Raw genomic sequence first — 3,122 nt, forward strand, 5'->3', positions numbered from 1 at the left:
TATGGATAAAAACTTTCAGCCAAATCTTTTACTGTAATTCCAAATTTAATAGCCATACTTAATTGTTGGATGAGTTCACCACCTTCTGGTGCTATTACTCTTGCTCCAATTAATTTATCCGTTTCCGTATTACGAATCAACTTTATAAATCCTCTGGTATCTTGTGCAGCTAAAGCTCTTGGTACATGTGTTAGATCTAATTTTGATACTTCAAAAGGAATGCCTCTTGATTCAGCTTCAATTTCATCCATACCTGCTCCCGCAATTTGAGGGTCTGTAAATACTACCCAAGGTAATGATGCATAATCTACACTTTGTTTTGATAATGAAAATGCATTATTAACGGCTGTACTGCCTTCGGTTGCTGCTGTATACACAAATGGCGGTGTATTAGTGACATCACCAGCTGCATAAATATTGGAAATATTAGTTTCCATTTTTTCATTAACCACAATATGCCCTCTTTCTGATAATTTTAGGTCTATTTTTTTTAGACCTAATTTAGACGTGTTTGGCGTGGTTCCTGTCGCGACAACAATATGTCCTTTTTCAACAATTTGTGTTGTAGAACCATCAGGACAGTTACAATGAATAATAGTATTGTTGCCCTCTTTTTCAAATTTAAAGGCTCTAAAATTTGGAAGAATTTCAATGCCTTCACTTTTCATTTGTTCAACTAAAACACCAGTAATGTCTTCGGTTTGACTTCGTAAAGGTCTATCTGTAAATTCAATGATGCGCACTTTTACACCTAAACGATTATAGGCCATTGCTATTTCCAACCCTATGTAACCTGCGCCCATAATGGTTAGGCTTTCTGGTTTTTCTTCTAAATCGAACAAAGACACATTAGTTAAATACCCAACTTCATTTAATCCTTCGATATTAGGTATGTTGGTGGTTGCTCCCGTGGCTATTATAATATTGGTTGCAGTGAACTTGTCTTTTCCATCTACAAGAATGGTTTTAGTATCCACAAACTCTGCCCATCCCTTGAGCATGGTCAAGCCTTTAAAATCACTGACCACATCCATATATTTTTGTTGTTGTAATGCAGCAACTAAAGCTTTTTTATCCTTGATAACTTGTGCGAAATCAATGTCAACGCCTTTTGGTTTTATTCCTGCAAAATTAGAATGTGTAGCGTGGTAAGCTGTTTCGGCAGCTCGAATTAGATTTTTAGAAGGTACACAACCTACATTAACACAAGTGCCACCAAAATCTAAACCACCATTTACCATAAGCGTGGTAAGCCCTAAACTTTCGGCTTTTATGGCTGCTGAAAATGCAGCAGAACCACCTCCAATTACGATTAAATCGAATTGATTTTTTCCTTTGTTGGACGCTTTATCTGTCGTGCTATCCGAAATTGAATCACAACAATCCTCTTTTTCATTGCCTTTAACAACCGTATACTTACCAATGCTATTTACAGCGTTAATCAATTCCTCTTTATTCAACTTGGCAGTATCAAAAGTAAATTCTCCTTTACCAGTTTCGTGGTTCACAGAACTGATTAGAATACCATCTTTTTTATTGATATCCTTTTCGATATGTAATGAACAGCCACTACAGGTCATTCCTTCTATCTGTAATGAAACAGTTTCTGTTTTTTGAGATAACTCGTTTTTCTTTTTAAATAAATTCTTCATATTAAAAATGATTTGTTTTTATGTGGTGCTTAATAAATATGGGTTATTATTTTTAACAACATTTTAAGCCAATTTTATTCGATTCAAACAGATCTTCCAAGGTTAATATCTTGCCATTTGCATTGCTGTCAAGCCATTGTTTTGCGGTTTGTTCGCTTGCAAAAAAAGAAACGTGATTACAAAAGGAACCTCTGATATTGCAAGAGTCCATTTTTTCAACCAAAGAGAGAAATATTGGATACGGATTAGATGATACCAAATGATCGCATTCAATATTCAACTCAATTAAAGAATTGTCAATTGGGTCTTGAGATATAATTTGGGACGAAACATCCAGCCATTCGGTAAACAATATAGCGTCTAATGCACACCAAGTATAAAGTGTTTTGCCTTGCACTATAAACTTGTGGTTGGTAGGTGTAATCGACAAACCAGAAAAGGCTGTAATTTGGTTATTTTCATTTAGCTCTCCTAATAATTCCAACAGTGAATCAGCTTTCTCTTTAGTTGCATCGATAAGTGCATAAAATGTTGTTTTTGGCAGTGGATTGCCTTTAAGTAATTCCCTTTGGACATTCACGATAAAATTATTATCATCAAGTTGAATTTCAGATAACATGGTGTTTAATTGTTTGTCCAAATATTGCTTTGCTGTTTTCATTTTGTATATAATTTAGATTATGTTTATTTCATTTTCCGCACGAAGAAAATGCTGATCATTTTAACAAGTCGTACCTTGTCTGTTCTTTAAACTTAATGCCTTCAAATCGAAATAAGTAATACCAATATCACCGATGTCTTCTAAATTGAAAATGTCGTTGACCAATTCCGTATGGTTATCAAGATGAGTGCCTATAAGTGGAAATTGATTGCTAAAATTTTCCGTGAAAAGTATGTACTCATTTGAGCTAATTTTGTTTTTAAGAAGCCGATGTGCTATTATTAAATCTTTACCAAAGAGTTTACAATAGTCTTTTACCATTACAGAACCAAGTTGTCCAAAATGGAGTACAAATTTTAATGAAAGCTTATACAGTTTTTGGCAAGACCCACACATACATTTCGATAGTTTAAATTCATCTATTCTCTGATGGAATTTGTCGAACATCAATTGACATTGATTAATGATTTCCGTTGCTGAATATGGAAATTCATAACTGTAAAATAAAATAGCATCGCCTTCGATTTCAGACACTTTAAAATTTAGTATATTATTTTCTAAAATTGATTCGAGCAATAGTGCAATTTTTTCCTGACTATGCCTAATTTCAGAAGTGGCAATGTATTTGGTAAACCCACTAATATCTGGTATAAGAATAAGTGCTGGGTTACTGGTGTGACAAACTTCCATTTTGATATCTTTTTTTAAATTAAGTACTGTATTTTCAGTCCATTTAAAAGCTAACTAGCGATTATCATTTTGAGTTTTAAACCCTATTTTCTTTTTAAATTTTATAACTAATTTTTCTT

3 protein-coding genes are annotated in these 3,122 nt (G+C 33.5%); all 3 read right to left on the reverse strand.

Annotated features, from left to right (window positions below; genetic code table 11):
* The coding region (locus tag AAC053_RS13825; RefSeq protein WP_339757861.1) for an FAD-dependent oxidoreductase at positions 1–1,652 on the reverse strand (1,652 nt) is incomplete at its 3' end.
* Between the two features lie 52 nt (positions 1,653–1,704).
* Complete coding sequence (gene merB, locus AAC053_RS13830) at positions 1,705–2,313, reverse strand: organomercurial lyase (RefSeq protein ID WP_339757864.1); 609 nt, start codon at positions 2,311–2,313, stop codon at positions 1,705–1,707.
* Positions 2,314–2,373: 60 nt separating this feature from the next.
* On the reverse strand, positions 2,374–3,003 hold the full coding sequence (locus tag AAC053_RS13835) for a DUF2652 domain-containing protein (RefSeq protein ID WP_099543801.1): 630 nt from the start codon (positions 3,001–3,003) through the stop codon (positions 2,374–2,376).
* Positions 3,004–3,122 lie beyond the last annotated feature (119 nt).

Origin of the sequence: uncultured Winogradskyella sp. (assembly GCF_963975125.1) — a bacterium.
Taxonomy (GTDB): Bacteria; Bacteroidota; Bacteroidia; order Flavobacteriales; family Flavobacteriaceae; genus Winogradskyella.